This window comes from Alteromonas sp. MmMcT2-5 (assembly GCF_022348315.1).
GTDB lineage: Bacteria > Pseudomonadota > Gammaproteobacteria > Enterobacterales > Alteromonadaceae > Alteromonas > Alteromonas macleodii.
The window spans coordinates 64,965-83,622 of the sequence record NZ_JAKRFB010000011.1 but is presented as its reverse complement, the minus strand read 5'-3'; the positions used below and the strand labels follow the sequence as shown (position 1 = coordinate 83,622).

Annotated in this window: 14 protein-coding genes and 1 pseudogene; 6 read left to right on the top strand and 9 right to left on the bottom strand. The window is 45.7% G+C overall.

Annotated elements, in window-relative coordinates:
• Nucleotides 1-89: 89 nt before the first annotated feature.
• Nucleotides 90-500, top strand: a pseudogene (locus tag MHN09_RS07355) (HAD-IA family hydrolase); the annotation flags it as partial.
• A 133-nt stretch (nucleotides 501-633) separates the two neighbouring features.
• On the opposite strand, the gene MHN09_RS07350 reads toward MHN09_RS07355, so the two are convergent.
• Both MHN09_RS07350 and MHN09_RS07345 read right to left on the bottom strand, forming a co-directional pair.
• A complete protein-coding gene (locus tag MHN09_RS07350) occupies nucleotides 634-1,098 on the bottom strand; it encodes a GNAT family N-acetyltransferase (protein WP_039229671.1) in 465 nt (154 codons plus the stop codon).
• A gap of 224 nt (nucleotides 1,099-1,322) precedes the next feature.
• Nucleotides 1,323-2,231 (bottom strand): LysR family transcriptional regulator, encoded by a 909-nt coding sequence (locus MHN09_RS07345; RefSeq protein WP_239239941.1) that lies wholly within the window; start codon nucleotides 2,229-2,231, stop codon nucleotides 1,323-1,325.
• Between the two features lie 144 nt (nucleotides 2,232-2,375).
• Here MHN09_RS07345 and MHN09_RS07340 point away from each other — a divergent pair, with 144 nt between their 5' ends.
• From MHN09_RS07340 to MHN09_RS07325, 4 genes are all read left to right on the top strand, one after another.
• Entirely contained in the window at nucleotides 2,376-2,837 is a 462-nt protein-coding gene (locus tag MHN09_RS07340) for a nuclear transport factor 2 family protein (RefSeq protein ID WP_239239938.1), read from the top strand.
• 52 nt (nucleotides 2,838-2,889) lie between these two features.
• On the top strand, nucleotides 2,890-3,567 hold the full coding sequence (locus MHN09_RS07335; RefSeq protein WP_239239935.1) for a glutathione binding-like protein: 678 nt from the start codon (nucleotides 2,890-2,892) through the stop codon (nucleotides 3,565-3,567).
• Between the two features lie 11 nt (nucleotides 3,568-3,578).
• Nucleotides 3,579-4,589, top strand: coding sequence for a pyridoxamine 5'-phosphate oxidase family protein (locus MHN09_RS07330; RefSeq protein WP_239239932.1), 1,011 nt, complete (start codon nucleotides 3,579-3,581; stop codon nucleotides 4,587-4,589).
• A gap of 142 nt (nucleotides 4,590-4,731) precedes the next feature.
• Entirely contained in the window at nucleotides 4,732-7,056 is a 2,325-nt protein-coding gene (locus tag MHN09_RS07325; RefSeq protein WP_239239930.1) for an FdhF/YdeP family oxidoreductase, read from the top strand.
• 65 nt (nucleotides 7,057-7,121) lie between these two features.
• Here the strand turns inward: MHN09_RS07325 and fdhD are convergent, their stop codons facing one another.
• The 6 genes from fdhD to topA form a co-directional block, all read right to left on the bottom strand.
• Entirely contained in the window at nucleotides 7,122-7,904 is a 783-nt protein-coding gene (gene fdhD / locus MHN09_RS07320; protein ID WP_239239928.1) for a formate dehydrogenase accessory sulfurtransferase FdhD, read from the bottom strand.
• The gene (locus MHN09_RS07315; RefSeq protein WP_239239926.1) at nucleotides 7,894-8,532 is read right to left on the bottom strand and encodes a molybdenum cofactor guanylyltransferase; all 639 of its coding nucleotides are present in this window, start codon (nucleotides 8,530-8,532) and stop codon (nucleotides 7,894-7,896) included. Before MHN09_RS07315 ends, fdhD begins: the two co-directional genes overlap by 11 nt.
• On the bottom strand, nucleotides 8,525-9,436 hold the full coding sequence (locus tag MHN09_RS07310; protein WP_239239924.1) for a LysR family transcriptional regulator: 912 nt from the start codon (nucleotides 9,434-9,436) through the stop codon (nucleotides 8,525-8,527). Before MHN09_RS07310 ends, MHN09_RS07315 begins: the two co-directional genes overlap by 8 nt.
• Nucleotides 9,437-9,641: 205 nt before the next feature.
• Entirely contained in the window at nucleotides 9,642-10,481 is an 840-nt protein-coding gene (locus tag MHN09_RS07305; RefSeq protein ID WP_239239922.1) for a leishmanolysin-related zinc metalloendopeptidase, read from the bottom strand.
• Nucleotides 10,482-10,829: 348 nt separating this feature from the next.
• Nucleotides 10,830-11,381: a DUF2058 domain-containing protein gene (locus MHN09_RS07300; RefSeq protein ID WP_014976306.1), complete on the bottom strand. Its 552-nt coding sequence runs from the start codon at nucleotides 11,379-11,381 to the stop codon at nucleotides 10,830-10,832.
• Between the two features lie 139 nt (nucleotides 11,382-11,520).
• Nucleotides 11,521-14,175 (bottom strand): type I DNA topoisomerase, encoded by a 2,655-nt coding sequence (gene topA / locus MHN09_RS07295; RefSeq protein WP_049589114.1) that lies wholly within the window; start codon nucleotides 14,173-14,175, stop codon nucleotides 11,521-11,523.
• Nucleotides 14,176-14,570: 395 nt separating this feature from the next.
• On the opposite strand from topA, the gene astB reads away from it, so the two are divergent.
• A complete protein-coding gene (astB, locus tag MHN09_RS07290) occupies nucleotides 14,571-15,911 on the top strand; it encodes an N-succinylarginine dihydrolase (RefSeq protein ID WP_239239920.1) in 1,341 nt (446 codons plus the stop codon).
• 117 nt (nucleotides 15,912-16,028) lie between these two features.
• On the opposite strand, the gene MHN09_RS07285 is transcribed toward astB, so the two are convergent.
• The gene (locus MHN09_RS07285) at nucleotides 16,029-18,575 is read right to left on the bottom strand and encodes an Ig-like domain-containing protein (RefSeq protein ID WP_187447893.1); all 2,547 of its coding nucleotides are present in this window, start codon (nucleotides 18,573-18,575) and stop codon (nucleotides 16,029-16,031) included.
• Nucleotides 18,576-18,658: the final 83 nt, after the last annotated feature.

The window sequence follows — 18,658 nt, the reverse complement described above, 5'->3', positions numbered from 1 at the left end:
CTGTACTAAATAAATCCGGAATCAGTGTTCAAATAATTCCAGAATGAGTGTTCAAGTATTTCCGGAATCGCTGTTCAGATCCGGCCGGAATATGCAGCCTACCACCCCATCCTGACGTGCGCGATGGCTTACAGGCACTTAAAAACAAGGGTTATAAACTAGTAAGCCTTACCAACTCGTCTAATCAAGGCGTATATACTCAATTTAAGAATGCTGATCTTTTGTCTTATTTCGACGAGCGACTAAGTGTAGAAGACATTAACTTATATAAGCCCGATACACGCACGTATGAGTGGGCTATTGAAAAAATGGGTATAGCAGCAGAAGACGCTATGTTAGTGGCGGCCCACGGTTGGGATATTGCTGGTGCTAAACAGGCAGGCTGGCAAGCCGCGTTCATTGCACGCCCCGGTAAGGTACTTTACCCGTTAGCAATAGCGCCTGACACGGTGGTAAGCGGACTAGATGAATTAGTCTCCCAATTACCCGATGCCAAATAAGCGTTAGGGTTGATGGTATCTAGGTGCACATAAAAGCACAGCTTAAAGGTTGGCACGGGTAAACATAATTATTAGGTTAAACGCCTGGGCCATAAAAGGTCATGCAAACCAATATTTCGAGCTAGGCACTGAGCTACGCTGTTGCCGTGCCTGCTCTTTTCATATCGATGTGAGGAATATCGTCTTCCAAGTACATAGTCGAGGTGGCTTCAAACCCAAAACCTTCATAAAACCGTTTTAAATACTCTTGCGCGCCAATTTCAATATCACAGCCTGGCCATAACGCCTCACAATGATCAATGGCTTCACGCATAAGTGCTCTGCCCGCCCCTTTACCTCTGAACGCTTCGCTGGTAGCTACTCGACCGATACTCACCGATGGATAACTAACCCCTTCGCCAAGTAATCGTGCACACGCTACCAATTTGTTATCTTGAAACCCCATTAAATGATGAGTTTTTGGGTGGCGGTCTTTTTCGTCAAGCTCCGGATAGGCACAGTTTTGCTCAACGACAAAAACATCGACACGCAGCTTGAGCAAGTCGAAGAGTTGATGATTAGTCAGTTCATTAAATGTAAGTGATTGCCAGGAAACCATGTTGCCTCGATGATTTTTTATTATTAACGTTTGAGTAGCGCCTTTAACAGATCCTGTTAAAGTTATAGATGTCAAAATACAAATTTTAAGATGCCAATTTTAAAATGCTAACTTTAAAATCTCTGCGACGATAACGATTGGTTTAGTGTAACGCAACCCATTTTACTCACAACTTATGCTGCAGCCTGAGCACCACACGCGTAGGTCAAGATACTCTGGATTATTCAGGCTCTAGGGTTAAGATACTCGTTGTTCGCCAACCCTGCCTTGACATAGTCAATGAACATTTTAACCTTAGTAAGGTTCTTACGCCCTTCAACACTTACCACCTGTATAGGCAACTTTTTGTCTTCCACATCTTCTAACAAACTTACCAAATCACCACTTCTAAGTGCTTCTGCAACCTGATAGGACATCAACCGAACAACCCCAACGCCTGCAATGGCGGCGTTAATAGCCGCTCTGTTTTGGTTGGATTGAAAACGAGGTGTGAGCTTAATGGCAATAGGTCTGCCGTTTTTGTGATACGTCCATACCGCTGGCTCGTTAAAGCGCGTCGGATAAAGCACACTGTGCCGTTTTAAATCTTCTGGCTTTTTTATGGCCGGGCTACTCGCCAAGTAGCTAGGCGCCGCACAGGTTACACGCCGCACGTATCCTACCGTAAGACCATAAAGCGAAGAGTCTTTCGGGTTACCTATACGTATTGCTACATCCATATTGCTATCAATTAGATTCACCACATCGTCGTGAAAATGCCCGTTAACCCTAATGTCGGGATAGTCCTTAAGGAATTGGGATATTATTGGCGTTACATAACGTTCGCCGAACAAAATGGGTGCCGTGATATTAAGCTCACCTCTGGGCACTAAATCAATGCCAGACACAGCAGCTTCACTTTGCTCAATATCTGCCAGTATACGTGAAACATGAATAAGGTAATGTTCACCAACCTCACTCAATTTCACTTGCCGCGTTGTGCGATGAAAAAGTCGAGTATTTAACTGTGCCTCTAAATGTGCAATACACCGAGTAACCGCAGGCGCTGACATCGACATCGCGTCTGCAGCTCCTACAAAGCTTCCCGACTTAGCAGCCTCTGCAAACACTCTCATGCACAAAAGCTTGTCCATATTATTTCACTCAATGAAATTATAAATTTCAAAAATAGCTAATTATTAAATAAAAGGAAAGTTCTAGTATCGCTATCAGCTTTTACACGTTTTCGTTCAGGTTAACGTTTTTACACTACAGCCCAATGCCTACAGGAGTTAATTATGAGACCACCGCTTCCCCCCTTTTCACCTGAAACCGCAGCGCAAAAAGTGCGCCTTGCTGAAGACGCATGGAACACCAAAGATGCGGTAAAAGTTGCAGGTGCTTATACCTTTGACTGCCGTTGGCGCAACCGAGCAGAATTTATTGAAGGACGTGCTCCAATAGTGAGTTTTTTGACGAGAAAGTGGAACAAAGAGCTCAACTATAAATTAGTAAAAGAGCTATGGGCATTCAACGCAAACCGCATAGCAGTGCGCTTTGCATACGAGTACAAGGACGATTCTGGTCAATGGTATAGAGCTTACGGTAATGAAAATTGGCAGTTCAACCTTGATGGCCTAATGGAAAAACGTATTGCCAGTATCAACGAACATCCTATTTCAGAAAGTGACCGAAAGTTCACGTGGGATGGCGAACGACGCCCTGACGATTTTCCCACTCTGTCCGAGCTTGAGCTGTAAACAATGTTGATAATAACACTCAACTAACCATTTCTATTGAGAGGATGAATTTATGACAAATCCAACAAGCAATACATTGCCAAAAAGCCCTATTGTTTTGATTCAAAACCCTAAATCTGGCCACTGCCACAAGGTTTCATTGTTTATGGCACTGAATGCCATCCCTTTCACAACCGTTGAGCCTGACATGGCCAAAGGCGAGCACAAGAGTGATCGATTCAGCTCACTTAACGTGTTTAAACAAGTCCCCGTGATAACAGACGGTGATATCACGTTGGCTGACTCCAATGCCATTCTGGTTTATTTGATCCACGCATACGCAGACAGTGACTATTGGCTAGGAAAGGACGCCAAAGAAAAAGCGCTAATTCAACGCTGGCTATCAGTCTCAGCGGGTGAACTTGCTAAAGGGCCGGCCGCCGCGCGATTAGAATACGTTTTTGGAGCAACGATTCATGTGCCCACAGTACTAGCCACCAGCGAGACGTTACTTGCAAACATGGAGGCTCATCTAGAAAACACGGTAAGTGCTTTTTTGGTTGGCGAACACGTTACCGCAGCAGACATCGCCATGTATTCGTATATAGCTCATGCCCCTGAAGGAGGAATATCGTTGTACAAGTTTCCTCTTATCAATGCCTGGATAAATGCGGTTGAGAGTCTGGATAATTTTGTCCCAATGCCAGCGTCTGACATCGCACCAGCGCGCAATACCAGTCCGTATAGTTAATTGAGGTCGTTATGTCTCTACCTAAGCTATCATCCTTGAACCCAGCGTTTCATCAAGGCGAAATTGCACTGCAAAAAAAGCTGGAAATTGACAGGGAAATCGGTGAGCGGACGAATGGTTTTATCCGTAGCTTTATGCCGGAACAACACAGGCAGTTCTTTACATCCAGTCCGTTCACTGTTTTCGCCTTGGTAGACGAAAAAGGCCACCCTGTAGCCACGCCTGTTTGGGGAGAAGGAGATTTCATAGAAAGTCCCTCTGCTACCCAATTACGCTTTAGCCTACCAGTAGAAGTTTGGAATATGATGCAACACTCGCTAAATCTCGACGTGACTTCAGGCAGCAAAATTGGAATCGTCGGTATTGAATACGCTACAAGGCGAAGAAATCGGTTGAACGGTACGATAAGTCACGCAACTAATGAAAACCTTACGATATTGGTAGATCAAAGTTTCGGTAACTGCCCCCAATACATTCACAAACGAACCACAGTCAAAAAACAACGTGCCGTTCAGACTGCCCCAATGAAAAATACAGTAGGTGCCGGTGATTCTACATTTTTTACTTCAACATCGAATGTGCTCACCCCAAGCGCACGCACGCTAATATCAAGGGCTGAAACGTTTTTTATTGCCTCACGACATAAATCTTTAGGCCATGCAGCGAATGAAGGGCTAGACGTTTCTCACAGGGGGGGCAAAGCAGGCTTTGTTAAAGTGGAAGGGAACTCGTTAATCTTTCCCGATTTTAGCGGTAATAAATTCTTTAATACCTTGGGCAACATCCTACTAGACCCACGCGTCGGTCTGTGTTTTTGGGATAATGAAACAGGTGACCTTCTGTTTATTGAAGCAAAGGCGAGTATCGAATCCCTCGAGTCGAATATAACCGCATTTGAAGGTGCAGAGCGCTTTGTGTCTCTTTCGGTACTCTCGGTAACACATATTTCGGGTGTGTATCCCTACTCCCATGAGATCACAGACATATCCCCCTATGCACTAAAGACAGGCGACTGGAAATAAGCGGTTAATTGATGAACCCTATCATCTAGTTAGCGTAATCAATTGGAATACCGTAACCAGAATGGTTACGCTGTTTAGACAAAAAGTCTTGGTTAGGTTTTGTAGACAAGGGCAAATGCCCGCGTAGACACAGGGGCAGAACATGAGTGATAAGCGTAACATCAAAACGTACAACAAACCCGCTGGCGGATGGGGAGCACTAAAGAGTGTAACCCAGAGCTGGATCCAAAGCGAAAAGCCACTTAAGAATCTACGAGCCATGCTCAAGACGAACCAAGACAAAGGCTTTGACTGCCCAGGCTGTGCGTGGGGTGAATCACCAGAAAGTGGTTTAGTGAAGTTTTGTGAAAATGGTGCTAAAGCAGTGAACTGGGAGTCTACCGGTCGCTATGTAGACCCAACATTTTTCTCTAAGTATTCGGTCGGCTCACTGAAAAAGCACACCGACTACTGGCTTGAGTCACAAGGGAGACTCACCCACCCTATGCGCTACAATGCTCAAGCAGACCATTACGAACCAGTATCATGGGACGATGCCTTCGCACTTATTGCCAAACACTTGAAGGGTTTACATTCCCCTCATCAGGCGGAGTTTTATACCTCCGGGCGGGCGAGTAATGAAGCCGCCTATTTATATCAGTTATTCGTGCGCGCATTTGGCACAAATAATTTTCCCGATTGTTCAAATATGTGCCACGAAGCGTCGGGGCAAGGTATGAAACCTACGATAGGCGTGGGCAAAGGTACAGTTACGTTCAATGATTTTGCAAAAGCAGACACCATTTTTGTTATCGGCCAAAATCCGGGAACTAACCACCCTCGCATGCTAGAACCTCTTCGTGAAGCAGTACGAAGAGGGGCGCAAGTGGTATGCTTCAACCCGTTAAAAGAGCGTGGCCTTGAACGATTTCAAAACCCACAGCATCCCGTTGAAATGCTTACCAATGGCTCTGAGCCAACTAATACCGCCTATTTCAGGCCTGCTCTTGGTGGTGACATGGCGGTTATGCGCGGCATCGCAAAATGGCTGTTAACTTGGGAACAAGAAGCCAAAGCAAACAATGCTCCTCCCGTATTCGACCACGACTTTATTAACGCACATACCAATGGAATGGACGACTATTTGAGTACTGTTGAAGCGACGAGCTGGGAGCATATTGAAGCGCAGAGCGGTTTATCAAAAGACGAAATACGTCACGCGGCAACCATGTACAAACGTGGAGAACAGGTGATCATGTGCTGGGCAATGGGGATCACCCAACACAAGCACTCAGTAGCTACGGTTCAGGAAATAGTGAACGTACAACTACTACGAGGAAACGTGGGCAAGCCTGGTGCAGGGCTTTCTCCCGTTCGTGGCCACAGCAATGTGCAGGGGGATAGAACTGTGGGTATTAACGAAGTACCCCCCAAAGCATTGCTTGACGCACTAGAGAACAAGTTTAACTTCGCCGTTCCACGAGAAAGAGGTCACAATACGATTCAAGCTATCCAGGCTATGGAAAGTGGTGAATCCAAAGTTTTCATCGGCCTAGGCGGTAATTTCGCCCAGGCGACGCCAGATACGCCGCGTACTCACGCTGCGCTGTCACAATGCGACTTAACCGTTCATATCGCCACCAAATTAAATCGTTCTCACCTAACCACAGGTAAAGACGCGCTTATATTACCCTGCTTGGGACGTACTGAAATTGACATGCAGGCTAGCGGGCAACAAGGCGTGACTGTGGAAGATACGTTTTCTATGGTCCATATTTCTTATGGCCAACTTCCGCCAAGCTCGCCCGAACTTCGCTCTGAACCCGCTATTATTGCTGGTATCGCGAAGGCGACGTTAGGCAACACGCCGGTAGACTGGGACTTCTTAATAAGCGATTACGACAATATTCGTGAGCTCATTGCCGACACCATAGACGGTTTTAAAGACTTTAACACCAAACTCGCTCAACCAGGTGGTTTTCATTTAGGTAATGCAGCAGGTGAGAGACGCTGGTTAACACCATCGGGCAAAGCCGAGTTTGCTGCTAACGCCCTGCCTGATTCACTGTTAAATGCTGACCTCGTTGCGAAAGGTGAAGAGCCGGACCTCATTTTACAAACACTGCGCTCTCATGATCAGTACAACACAACTATTTATGGTTTGGATGACCGCTACAGAAACGTGTTTGGCGCGCGGGACGTTCTGTTTGTCAATGAACGTGACATTAAGAAGCTGGGTTTTAACGATGGCGATAAAGTCGACATTACGTCAATGTGGAACGACGGCAAAACACGCCAAGTTAAACAGTTTATGTTGGTGGCTTACGACATCCCGCAAGGTCAAGCAGCAGCATATTACCCCGAAACCAATCCGTTAGTACCACTAGAAAGTTACGGTGATGGCACGTTCACACCAACATCGAAATTTATCGCGATCAAACTTTCGAAATCTGAATCAGATGGCCGAATAGCAGTCTCTGCGGTGTAAGCTTTTCGTTGCTTATCCGGTACTTATCAGTACAGGCCCTTTGTTTCTAACTAGCTCGCTGCGCACTACTGTTCTTGCGGTGCGTAAGCTCTCGGAGGGTCATACTTAGGTACATGGATCAGGGTGAGACCATAACGGCTTGCCCACTTTACTGATAAGGCTGTAGGAGCAGATAGCGTCACTACCAAAGGTAATTTAGCTCTTATCGCTTTTTGAACCAACTCTAAACTGCAGCGGCTTGTGAGCACAACAATACCTTCAGGTTGAAAGAGTTTTTTGGTGGTGATAGCACCAATTAATTTATCAAAAGCATTATGCCTTCCTATATCTTCTCGGCATGCCAGCACATTGCGCTTAGCATCAATGTAGAGCGCTCCATGCACCGCACCGCTCTGCTGAGCTAATGCTTGCGCATTAGATATAAGGCTTCGCAATCCTTTAAACCAGCTCACATCAGGCAAAGGCGATACATCAATAGATGTCAATTGAGGCAAAGCGTTGTCTAATGCCTCAACACCGCAGAGCCCACAGCCCGACGCCCCCGCCAATTGCCGTTTATTTTCCTTTAACTTCCAGAACGCCTGATTGGCAATTTCAACTTCCGCATTGATGTGTTCTTTGTGATGCGTCAATTCAATACCGTAAAGCTGGCGGGGATGTTCGATAATGTCGTTACTTAAACTGAAGCCCACAATGAAGTCTTCAATGTCGTTTGGGGTTATCAGCATTACGGCATAATTAATACCGTTATAACTAATGCTTAAAGCGACTTCTTCGGCAAGGGCAAACTTTTGAGTATAGGGTGTAGCATCTAAAACTAATGCGTGCAGTTCAGTGTTACTTTTCATGTGGCCATTCACCTGGAGTATTCACATTCAACCACTCTACGCCATCTTCATTGGACATATTTGCGAGACGCTTTTTGTTATCGCTTTCATCTTTACGCGCTGTTTTTTTGAGGTCGCCTTCTTTAAGAGAAACTGCATTGAGAATTTCTAAAAATCCTACCACTCGTCTTTTTTTTTGCTCAACTAGATAGTTGGCTAAGAGGGCTTTGGTCTTCTGCGTAACGGGTAAGTAGAAAGGCAAAAAGCGTTTTTCCACATAACATGCCTTTTCAGCCTCTCGCCCTCGCGAAACTAATATTCTCAAAAGCTCGGGCGTCATCTGCGGCATGTCAACGGGAAGAACAAGTAGTTCACAAGGATTGCCATTGTGACTATCAGATTGAGATAGTGCGTCTAAAACAGCATGTACTCCGCTAAGCGGACCTGCATCTTCAATTCTGTCATTCAAAAAGCCTGGCGCGTTGCGGCTAATTAACACTTTATCGCAACTCGCAGACTGTAAAAGTAACGAAGCATTATCGATGAGAGTACGGCCCTGATAACGCATAAGTGCTTTATCTTGCCCCATTCTGCGCGATTGACCACCCGCAAGCACTAAACCGATGAGTGTCGTATTCACTTTACTCACTGCATATGCCCCCTTTATTGAAAATCTCCTCATATCCTTTTAAAAACTCAAAGCATTGTTTGGCAATGGGAGAGCTGGGTTCGCCTTTTCGCATGATGAGCCCTAAAGGCGAAATGGTTTTACCATCGTCAACAGTAACATAGGCGAGTCCTAAATCATCTTTGGCCTTTGCGACGTTGGTTGGAAGGATCGTACAACACATCCCCTTTTTCACTGCTTGCAGTAAACAATGAACCGAGTCTGATTCAATAACAGGCTCATTGTTCACGCCCACATTAGCCATGTTTAGCGTGATTGACTGCCTAAAGTGCATTGAAGGTGTTAATAACCCAAGTGGCAGTGATGAAAGAGACTGCCAGCTTAGGGTATCTTGCTCAAAGCAGTAATGATTGGGGTGATACAGCAACACCATTGGAGTAGCTTTAAACGGCAAAATATGGAAGTGTTGCGCGCTCATGCCTTCAAGGTAACAAAGACCCAGGTCAAGTTCGTTACGGTGTAGCGCGTTAACGATATACTCACTGCTATGTGTTTGTAAGGAAAACTGTAGTGCACTGTGCTGTTTTGAGAGGGTGTCAATAATGTCGATAGGATCGACACTCGCTAGAGGAACGGCACCGATCCGAAGTCGGCCAACTAAGGCGCCTTTGCACGATGCAGCTTCCGCTTGTAATCCGTCACACGCCGCTAAGATATTCCTTGCCCATGCCAAAATTCTTTCACCTTCCGGTGTAAAGCCTTGGAATCTGTGGTTGCGAGCCACCAACTGAATACCAAGCTCATCTTCTAAATTATGAAGGCGTGAAGAAAGCGTGGGTTGTGTAACATTGCACGACTTAGCCGCTTTACCGAAGTGCTGCGTCTCATCTAACGCGACCAGAAACCGGAGCTGACGAATATCCAAAGACCAATACCTTAATCATGATAGATAGCTTCTATCATGATTCTACCAATGGAACGCTTGACTTGTAAGTACATTAAACGCATGTTTTTAGAATAAGCCAAAAACCCCAAAGATATGTGCACATACTGATTGATAGAAGCTATCACTCAAGATTATTCGCCCAGCATAGATTTAGCATTTGTTCTGCGCAAGCGCTGCAACGCTGCTAGACCGACATCGCCTGAAAAATTTGTAGACGACGTGTACTAGCGCCTGTTGACCTTTGATGATGCCTTCTTACAACAAGTCCCATTGAAAATAGAAATAGCCATACCGTTGCGGCTTCACTTACTGCATGAGTAACCGTAGTCAAATAGCCAATATCAGCAAACGACGCTACAGTGGTATCACTTAACGAAATTGGATATGGCCCCAAATACCCTGTCATCAGGTCTGATGAACCACCAGGCCAAGGTTCGTCCCAGTGACTGTTGGCAGTGCCGGCTCCTCCCCCCAGTTCTACAGGAATAAATGTGGCGTTTTCCACAAACTCGCGACGATAAATTTCCAAAGCGTACTCTCCGGTGTAACGCCCTGAACCGCTGGCGTAGTTAGATTGGCTGCCCGCAATAAAAAAGTCGGTCGTCCACAATGTTCCAAATCCAATAACATGGGCCATCTCGTGTACGATGACATCAAAAAGCGTACCGCGACTTTCTAAGCTAGCAAGGTCTGCCGTATCAAAACGCATGCGGCCTTTATTTGCATAAACAAAAGTGCTGTCTGGTAGCTGAGTGATACCCGTTGGGCCAGCACTACCCAATATGCCACCCACACCATCAAGTGCAACGCCACTCGCATCTATAACAATATTGTGATTAAACTCGCTTTGAACGCCTATTAAGTAAGACTCCCAATAAGCGATTGCATCATCAAAAACACTGGATTGTGAAGGTGTTAAACCACCAAGATCGTTAATAGAAATTTTGAATAGTCCTGCATTTGCTGAAAAAGACACACACAACGACACCACAACACTGAAGAACCACTTAATTGAGACACCCATGGCACCCCTCCAAAACTAAGAAAAAACGTTCGATGCAAATAAAATTAGTAACGTAGGCCTGTTCATCTTTGCTGTATTTCAAAGCTCAACAGGGTTAGGACTAAAAAAAACTATAGTAGAGAAAACCGTAAGTAGTTATGAGAAAGATTACTTGTTAACGGCAAAAGTAAAAATTACTAAAGATCAACGTGTTGAATTTTTTAACAGAGAATGCTTAACGGTAAGTCGTTCGCCATTGGCACAATGGCGTATTGGGAGGGGGCGAATTATTGAAATTTTTTTACGTCTACTTTCCCGCTTACCACGCTCTGTGATACAGAGCGCGGCTGCGAGAATCAATTAGAGGGCCTACCAGGTTAAATCATCTGGAATTTCATAATCGGCGTACCAATCATCTTCTTCTTCATCTTTACCATCGGCTCCGCTCTTATCTAAATCAGCACGGTAAATAACTGAAGCCTCGTCGCGCTGTGCAATTTTGTCAGCAACGGGGGCTGGTACTAGTTCATAAGCGTCATCTAACAATACAACAGCCAAACGACCTTTTGTCACTTGCTTGTGCATCTCTTCACTCACATACAGACGCTTTACTACGTTGTCGTGTGTAAAGTTAAGTAAGGTTTCGCCATTGCGCGGTTGTTTGTTTACCGTAATAAGCTGCCTTACCTGCGCAATAATTGAGCGCTTCTCTCGCTCCTGCTGTTGAAGCTGGTTTAGCTCGCGTGAGCGCGCTTTTTTCTCTTCAGCTGCTTGTTGAGCAGCAATAGTCGCTTCATCAACGACAGGTTGTTTTTGCTTATTCTTTTGCTTTTGTTTTTTGCGTTTATCTGCACGCGCTTGCTTTGCAGACGCTTTATCGGCCAAACCGGCTTTCAGTAGTTGGTCTTGTAAGGAGGCCATAATTACTCTCTGTTACTCTGTTTCTATTGATACGCTTTGCAGACGTTTACCGTCTTTTAACTACGTAACAAGCCCGAACAATGTCGGGCTTGTGAATTTCAATTAAAGGTCTATTTTTACCTTTTCCGAATTAAAGGCGTTACTTCTTCTTGGCTTTAGTCGCTGGCTTTTTAGCGGCTTGCTCCTGCCATTTGCCATTGTCGTACCACGCAGACCATCCTGTTGCTTTACCGTTGTCATTCTCAGACATCACGTATTGCTGTTTGGTCTTCCTGCTGTATCGAACTATTGCAGGGTTACCATCAGGGTCTGTTTGTGGCGCATCAGCAAGATAGTAGAATTTCGGCGAAATTCTATCCCTAAAGCGAGCAAGTTCTTCCACTTTCGGTGCACGAGTTTCACGCGACTTTGGAAAGTTATGCGCCGCTAAGAAAATTCCCGAAGCGCCATCACGTAGCATAAAGTGCGCGTCAGACTTTTCACATGGAAGCTCAGGTAAATCTACCGGATCTTCTTTTGGCGGCGCAGCTTCGCCGTTTCTAAGTAGCTTACGAGTATTCTTACACTCTTCTTTGGTGCAGCCGAAGTATTTACCAAATCGACCGTTTTTAAGCTCCATATCGCTGCCACATTTATCACACTCAATAATGGGGCCGTCATAGCCTTTTATCTTGAATGTGCCTGTTTCAACCAAGGTGCCATCACATGTTGGCGTGTTACCACACACATGAAGTTTACGGGTTTCGTCAACCAAGTAACTGTCCATCGCCGTGCCGCACTTAGGACAACGCTTTTTAGAACGAAGCGCTTCTGTTTCGAGCTCTTCTTCATCGTCCACTTTCACGACTTCGTCACCAGGCGTTAAATTCATGGTGTTTGTGCAGCGCTCTTTCGGCGGTAAATTGTAGCCTGAACAGCCCAAGAATACGCCAGTTGACGCGGTTCTCACGTTCATTTCACGGCCGCATTTATCGCACTCAACACCTGCAGGCACTGCCTGATTCAAGCGCATACCGCCCTCTTCAGGGTCTTTCTCAGCGTTTAACAGTTTTCCGTAGAAGCCGCTGTAAAAGTCGTTGAGCACGTCCTTCCAATTTTTCTTGCCTTCAGCAATATCATCAAGATGCTGCTCCATGTTGGCAGTAAAGTCATAGCTCATTAAATCGTCAAAGTTTTCCATCAGACGATCGTTTACGATTTCGCCCATTTTCTCGGCATAAAAACGCTTGTTCTCTAAGCGCACATAGCCGCGATCTTGAATCGTCGAAATAATACTGGCGTAGGTCGATGGACGACCAATACCGCGTTTTTCAAGCTCTTTTACCAACGAAGCTTCATTAAATCGCGCTACAGGCTTGGTGAAGTGCTGTTTAGGATCAAGCGCTTTTAAGTCAAGCACATCGCCTTTTTGTACATCAGGCAACATGAGCTCTTCTTCGCCTTTTTTGCGAAGCTGAGGTTGAACGCGAGTCCAACCATCGAACTTAAGTACGCGGCCTTTCGCCGTCAGCTCGTAATCACCCGCCGCCACTTTAATAGTGGTTGCATCGTACTTAGCTGGAGTCATTTGACAGGCCACAAACTGGCGCCAAATAAGCTCATAAAGACGCTGTGCATCGCGCTCCATATCGCCCAAACTTGCAGCACTTATGCTCACGTTTGAAGGGCGGATCGCTTCGTGCGCCTCTTGCGCACCTTCTTTACTGCCGTAGCGATTTGGCGAATCAGGCAGGTACTTGTCACCAAAATTATCTGAAATGTACGCACGAGCACTGTCCAACGCCTCTTGGCTTAAATTGGTTGAATCCGTACGCATATAGGTGATGTAGCCCGCCTCATAAAGGCGCTGTGCCATCATCATGGTTTTCTTAACACCAAAGCCCAATCGAGTACTTGCCGCTTGTTGTAGCGTTGAGGTAATAAATGGTGCAGAAGGACGACTTTGCGTAGGCTTTGACTCGCGGCTTTCTACCTTGTAGTTAGCCCCTTCTAAGTCAGCAAGCGCTTTATCTGTTTCGGCCTTGTTTTTAGGCTTGAACGCATTGCCCTGGTGCTTTGCTACCAGCATGCGCAGTGCCGCCTTTTGCTGGCTAGTTAAATCTGCGTGTACGTCCCAAAACTCTTCAGGTACAAACGCTTTAATTTCTCGCTCACGCTCTACAACAAGCCTAACCGCTACCGATTGAACACGCCCTGCTGAGAGGCCTCGCGCAATTTTTTTCCACAGAAGTGGCGATACCATGAAGCCTACAACACGGTCTAGGAATCGACGAGCTTGCTGGGCGTTGACGCGAGAAATGTTTAGTTCGCCCGGATCTGAGAACGCATCTTGAATCGCGTTTTTAGTAATTTCGTTAAAAACCACTCGCTGGTAAGTTTTGTCTTTTTTACCTAGCAGCTCTTGTAAATGCCATGCAATCGCTTCCCCTTCGCGGTCCAAATCGGTCGCGAGATAGATAGTGTCAGCATCTTTAGCAAGCTTTTTAAGTTCGTTAACGACTTTCTCTTTACCCTGTAGCACTTGATAGTGGGCTTTCCAGTCTTTCTCTGGATCCACACCCATTCTGTCTACAAGCTTCAAATATTCGTGACGGCGAAGATATTCTTGACGCTCTTCTTCGCTTAAAGTTTTGAGTTCTTTAGCCGGTTTTTTAGGCTCTACTTTGCCTAAAGCCTTCGTCGGAAGATCTCGCACGTGGCCAACCGAACTTTTTACGATAAAATTTTTACCGAGATATTTATTTATCGTTTTCGCTTTGGCTGGTGACTCGACTATGACCAGTGATTTTGCCATATAATTGAACTAAACCTATTGATTTTTAATGACTATTTACGTCAAATTCTGAAAATTGGAGCAACCTTGCACTATATATAGGGTACTCGCTCTTTTTTAACATATATCTACAAAGTGAATGGAAAACAAGATCTTCTTCATACTTATTCTTTCCTTTGCTTTAAACACGCGCAAAAACTGTACAATAAATAAACAGTGCGATTGGCATTGGCCTTAAAAGCCGTATAATGCCAGCCATTCCAACCTAGCCTGACAACATGTTCAGGTGTGAAGAAGTGCATCGTTTGTCCCTGTAAAAGAACGAAAGCGTTGCCGCTGCTATTAAATTAATCGCAGTGCGTATGGAAAAGTAACATATAGGGTCAAGCGCCAAAACTCCAAGAATGAGGGAAAGTATGAAGCAGTTTGAAGTTAACTTTGATGGTCTTGTAGGACCTACCCATAACTATGCCGGTTTGTCGTTTGGCAATGTCGCTTCCCTGAACAACGCAAACGCAAAGAGCAGTCCAAAACAAGCTGCAAAGCAAGGCTTAGCCAAAGCAAAGGCGTTGGCCGATATGGGAATGATTCAAGGTGTGTTGGCCCCACAAGAGCGTCCTGACATCGCCGCACTGCGCCGATTAGGCTTCACAGGCTCTGATGCTCGCGTGCTAGAAAGCGCTGCAAAGCAATCTCGCGAGATTTTCCTTGCTTGTTGTTCTGCCAGTAGCATGTGGACTGCAAATGCCGCCACTGTGTCTCCTAGTGCCGATACTGCCGATGGTCGCGTTCACTTTACCCCTGCAAACTTAACCAACAAGTTCCATCGTTCACTAGAGCCTCAGGTTACAGGCAATATCCTGCGCGGTACATTTGCCAATGAAAAGCACTTTGCTCATCACCAGCACCTGCCAGATAACGAGCATTTTGGTGACGAAGGTGCAGCCAACCACACGCGACTTTGCAGCAACTATGGTCAGGCAGGCGTAGAGTTGTTTGTTTATGGTCGTCATGCATTTGATACCAGCAAACCAGCACCGAAAAAATATCCGGCTCGCCAAACGCTAGAAGCATGCCAAGCAGTAGCTCGCTTACACGGTCTAGACGACGATGGCGTAGTTTACATGCAGCAAAACCCAGACGTTATCGACCAAGGCGTATTCCACAACGATGTGATCGCTGTTGGTAACCAAAATGTGTTGTTTTTCCACGAGCAAGCGTTTCATCAAAAAGACGCTGGATTTAAAGAGCTTCAAGCTAAATTTGGTAGCGAACCGCTTCACTTTATCGAAGTACCGACTGCTGAAGTCTCTGTACAAGACGCAGTAAAAACCTACTTGTTCAATACGCAAATTATAACGCTTCCAGGTGGTGATATGACCATCATCGCGCCAACTGAGTGTGAGGAAAATGAAGCCGTTAAGCGCTATTTAGACAAGCTGGTAACTCTGGGTACGCCCATTAAGTCGGTTAATTATTTTGATGTTAAACAAAGCATGCGTAATGGCGGTGGTCCGGCATGTTTGCGTTTGCGCGTTGCGATGAATGACCAAGAACTTGCCGCAGTTAATCAAAATACGTTAATCAACGATACACAGTTCGCTCGCCTAAACACTTGGGTCGACAAGCACTATCGCGATGAATTAGGTGAAGATGACTTGCGCGATCCGCAGCTGCTAATTGAATCTCGTACTGCGCTTGATGAGCTTACACAAATCCTTAAAATTGGCTCGGTTTACCCATTCCAACAGGCGTAACAATCTTTATTTACGCACCTATTCTGCTTTAAAGCTACCATCAAAACAAAAAGCCCGACGCTTGCGTCGGGCTTTCTTTCAAGGAATCAGCTGATACTACTTAATAACTTGTGCAGCTTAATCAAAGTCGGTACAGCTGTTTGACATCCCAAATGGGTTCGCCGGAAGCCCTGCACCTTCATTAGTCAGGTCTTCAGAACTAACTCCTAGCCTGTAAAAGTGGTCAGCGCTCGACTCACTACCATTAGACTGCCCGAATATTGTAATGACGGTATCGTACCAGTAGCCATAGCTTGCTGGGTAACGATAGATTAATTCAGCTTGCCCGTTTATGTCGGTCACGCCATTACCCCCGACTGAGATAGTCCCCACAATACCAGGCGTTAAGAATGTGTCACCATTTGTATCTTCTCCGGCGTCTAATATACCATTGCTATTTGCATCTTCATTTTGGCAAACCGCTGTTACGATTGGCTCCCAAATAGAACGGTCTTCGTTCCAGTTCCATCGTCCTTTTAGATAAATTCCTCTGTTGTCCGGTTCAGTTCGCTTAACTGGGGTAGCAGAAGCTGTTAACGACACTCCACTAACGGGTCTCCCAGCTGAGTCAGAAACAAAGACAGCAAAGCGCTTAAGGTACGTTTCTGTGTCTGGCTCTTCAAGTGTGTTTCCTGTACCAATAGAAATATCAAACGGTCTACTTCCTACCGTCATATTTACGGTGTCACGAATTGAAGGGTTGCTCGCGACTTCTGCTGAAATAATCACAGCATCTTCGCTTGACGTAGACCCTGACGTGAAAACAGTAGAAGCTACGCCATTACTGTCTGTTCGAGACTGAGAAGGTGAGATAAACCCTGTAGATGTATCGTTAACATTGAAATTGATAACTTGATCTTTAACCAAGTTTCCACTCGGATCTCTTACGATTGCGGTTATAGTACTCGTTTGACCGTCTGGCCCTATTATATCTGGCGTTGCATCAGCGATGAGGGTTGCTGGTACAACCGCGATAAACGCAACTTCTTCTACCGCACTAACCGAAGAACCATCGCTACTGTCGAGGCCAGTTGCGGTAAGCGAGGCAATTCCTGCATTATCAGCCTGAATAGAAACTTGGGCAACGCCGTTTGAATCTGTCGTACTTGTGCTACCATTTACAAACTCACCGCGAGAAATACTAAATGTAACTTCTTGCCCCACGACTGGCAGGTTATCCTTGAGCCATTGGACAGAAACCAAGGTTGGCGTGTTTAATGGTATTTCAGACTGTGGAATATTGTCGAAGTCAAATTCATCTTGTTGAACTTGGATAGTAACTACAGTGAGCGCACCTAGAGCGCGCACATTGAATGAGTCGGTACCTGATTGGACGGCTGTATATGTAACGCTTACTTGGCCATTTGCGCCTGTGGTAACTGCCGTATTGTCAAATGTTCCCGTGCCGGGCTCGATGATTATAGACTCATTTCCCAATGGGTTGCCGTCAGAATCTTGCACTCTCAATGTAAATTCGGCTGTACTGTTTAGAATAACAGATGAAGGTCCGTTAGCAGTGACTTCTGTCCCGCTGATTTCAATCAAAATTTTCTCAGCCGGCAGGCTCCCAGCTTGGGCAAAAACCTCAGCAGGCCTGTTCATCGCATTATTTCGTGTTGACACAAATGCTCTAGCAGTACCATCTTCCGCGGTAACAGGTTGACTTAATTGAATTTGTAAACCGTCTTCATTCTCAGCGAAAAAAGATACATCGACTCCTTCCATCAACACACTTTGCGCATTTTTCACCAAAGCAATAAGCTCAATTTGGTCGTTACCACTCGATGGCAATAAAATACTACTTGCGAACAGGTCTAGTGAAGCAGGCTCTTCACTTACCGTTGTACTGCCCGTAGAGCTGAATGTAGTTGAATCCGCTTCACCAGTTGACAAAGTAGCCGTTACTTCACCATCCCCTGATGCGCTTCCCACCGACATACCGATCGACGCTACGCCTTCTGCATTAGTCAGTGCAGTGGCAGTATCGTTAGAAAACGTCGCTAAATCATCATTGCTCAATGAGAAAGTTAGGAGCAAATCGGCCTGAGGCTCACCCTCAGAATTAGTCACGGTTGCCAGCGCAACCAATGCGTTGCTAGAAGATAAGCTGTTATCTGCTTCCCCAGCTGCATTTTGTAGGGCTAGCGATACACTTATTGTTGTTGGGTCGGTGCTTGTCACCGCTGTGGCTGAAAACGTGGTAGTTCCCGTTTCGCCGCTACCGAGCGCAGCGGTAATTTCGCCATCTCCAGAAGCCGTGCTGGCATTAAGGCGTAATCGGGCTACACCATTTGAATTTGTACGCGCCGTTCCCGTGTCGTTGCCAAACTCGGCTAGTTGTTCGTTGCTTAGCGTAAAGGTTAGTAACGCGTCTGCATGCGGATTGCCATCTTGATCTGACACGGTCGCAACAACAAACAGACTATTGTCTTCAGAAAGGCTGTTGTCGCTTGCTCCACTTTCATTTTCAAGTGTTAAAGCGATTGAATAGGTTGGTGATGTGGTACCGCCGTCTCCGCTTCCGTTATCCGTGTTATCTCGAGAGACTGATGAACCGCCCCCACCACATGCTGTTAGCATAAATAATGCGCTAATTAGGCTTAGCGTTTTCGCTAATGTCGACATAATTCGTTCCTGAACCTCTTTTATTGACAATTGCGTCGTTTTTTATGTTTAAAAATCAACTGAATCTGGCACACTACGAAAGA

Bases quoted from the DNA above. Each gene is read 5' to 3' on its own strand.
- MHN09_RS07350 (WP_039229671.1), bottom strand. From the start codon at position 1,098: ATGGTTTCCTGGCAATCACTTACATTTAATGAACTGACTAATCATCAA.
- MHN09_RS07345 (WP_239239941.1), bottom strand. From the start codon at position 2,231: ATGGACAAGCTTTTGTGCATGAGAGTGTTTGCAGAGGCTGCTAAGTCG.
- MHN09_RS07340 (WP_239239938.1), top strand. From the start codon at position 2,376: ATGAGACCACCGCTTCCCCCCTTTTCACCTGAAACCGCAGCGCAAAAA.
- MHN09_RS07335 (WP_239239935.1), top strand. From the start codon at position 2,890: ATGACAAATCCAACAAGCAATACATTGCCAAAAAGCCCTATTGTTTTG.
- MHN09_RS07330 (WP_239239932.1), top strand. From the start codon at position 3,579: ATGTCTCTACCTAAGCTATCATCCTTGAACCCAGCGTTTCATCAAGGC.
- MHN09_RS07325 (WP_239239930.1), top strand. From the start codon at position 4,732: ATGAGTGATAAGCGTAACATCAAAACGTACAACAAACCCGCTGGCGGA.
- fdhD (WP_239239928.1), bottom strand. From the start codon at position 7,904: ATGAAAAGTAACACTGAACTGCACGCATTAGTTTTAGATGCTACACCC.
- MHN09_RS07305 (WP_239239922.1), bottom strand. From the start codon at position 10,481: ATGGGTGTCTCAATTAAGTGGTTCTTCAGTGTTGTGGTGTCGTTGTGT.
- MHN09_RS07300 (WP_014976306.1), bottom strand. From the start codon at position 11,381: ATGGCCTCCTTACAAGACCAACTACTGAAAGCCGGTTTGGCCGATAAA.
- topA (WP_049589114.1), bottom strand. From the start codon at position 14,175: ATGGCAAAATCACTGGTCATAGTCGAGTCACCAGCCAAAGCGAAAACG.
- astB (WP_239239920.1), top strand. From the start codon at position 14,571: ATGAAGCAGTTTGAAGTTAACTTTGATGGTCTTGTAGGACCTACCCAT.
- MHN09_RS07285 (WP_187447893.1), bottom strand. From the start codon at position 18,575: ATGTCGACATTAGCGAAAACGCTAAGCCTAATTAGCGCATTATTTATG.